Origin of the sequence: Mesorhizobium sp. YM1C-6-2 (genome assembly GCF_003666685.1) — a bacterium.
In the GTDB taxonomy this organism is placed as follows: Bacteria; Pseudomonadota; Alphaproteobacteria; order Rhizobiales; family Rhizobiaceae; genus Mesorhizobium_K.
Genome location: NZ_RCIZ01000027.1, coordinates 1 through 1,209, shown reverse-complemented (window position 1 = coordinate 1,209; position 1,209 = coordinate 1). Strand labels below are relative to the sequence as shown.

Genomic DNA, 1,209 nt, shown 5'->3' with positions numbered 1-1,209 from the left:
ATCTAGGAGAGCTAAACTAGTAGTGATATTTCTATAAGCCATGTTCTGTTCCATCGTACTCATCACGTGCACTAGTCACACTGGTACTCAGGTGATAACCATCTGTCTACACCACTTCATTTCGCGAAGTGTGTCTCGTTTATACGTTGAATTCCGTTAAACAAGTGCTCCTACCAAATTTGGATTGCTCACTCGAGGGGTTTACCGCGTTCCACCTTTTATATTTCTATAAAAGCTACGTCACTGTGGCACTTTCAAATTACTCTATCCATATCGAAAGACTTAGGATATTTCATTGCCGTCAAATTAATGCCTTGATTTATTGTTTCATCAAGCACGAACACTACAATCATCTCAGACTGTGTGAGCATGGACTTTCCTCTATATAATATAGCGATTACCCAAAATATCACTTTTAAAATTATAACATAGTCATTATTAGTAAGACAGTTAAACTTTTGTATTTAGTAATTATTTACCAAATACAGCTTTTTCTAAGTTTGAAATACGTTTTAAAATATCTACATTATTTGAAGATGTATTTGTTGTTGTATTATTCGAAGAAAAACTTTTATTGTCCTGAGGTCTTGATGTTGCTACACGTAGTCTTAATTCTTCTAATTCTTTTTTAAGTTTATGATTCTCTTCTGATAATTTCACAACTTCATTATTCATATCGGCCATTTTTTGATAATCAGCAATAATGTCATCTAAAAATGCATCTACTTCTTCTCTTCTATAGCCACGAGCCATCGTTTTTTCAAAATCTTTTTCATAAATATCTTTTGCTGATAATTTCAATGAAACATCTGACATTTTTTCCACCTCATTAGAAACTTTGATCTTCAGACCACTGTAAGTCATTGATGAATGCTGTTAATTCATCGAACGTCACAATATCACAAGTATAGTTTGTTTTATCCATAAAATCAACTAACATCTGCTTGAAGAACTTAGGACTCGCCTCTTGTTCCTCATCATAAATGAGCAATGTTTGATCCGAATGTTCAAGCATAAATTGATCTGCTTGTTTAAATTGAAAAGGACCTTGATACGACGTATGAAAAATACTATCAACATAATCTGCATGCTTAATTATGTTGGCATACTTACTTTGATTATGTTCATTCCACTTTTCTGTATGTCCTTGGAACGGTGTAATTACAGCAAACTTTAACGAATCATATGTTCGTTGTAATTCAATAACAA

General features: G+C 32.8%; 2 protein-coding genes and 1 other RNA gene. All 3 read right to left on the bottom strand.

The genetic code is table 11. From position 1 onward, the window contains the following. Positions 1-29 precede the first annotated feature (29 nt). Positions 30-409: RNase P RNA component class B (rnpB, locus tag D8676_RS26545), an RNA gene on the bottom strand. A gap of 62 nt (positions 410-471) precedes the next feature. Continuing rightward, positions 472-816, bottom strand: a complete 345-nt coding sequence (gene gpsB, locus D8676_RS26540; protein WP_001286320.1) for a cell division regulator GpsB — start codon at positions 814-816, stop codon at positions 472-474. A gap of 13 nt (positions 817-829) precedes the next feature. Beyond that, on the bottom strand, positions 830-1,209 hold a 380-nt coding region (locus D8676_RS26535), incomplete at its 5' end, for an SLOG family protein (protein WP_121584106.1).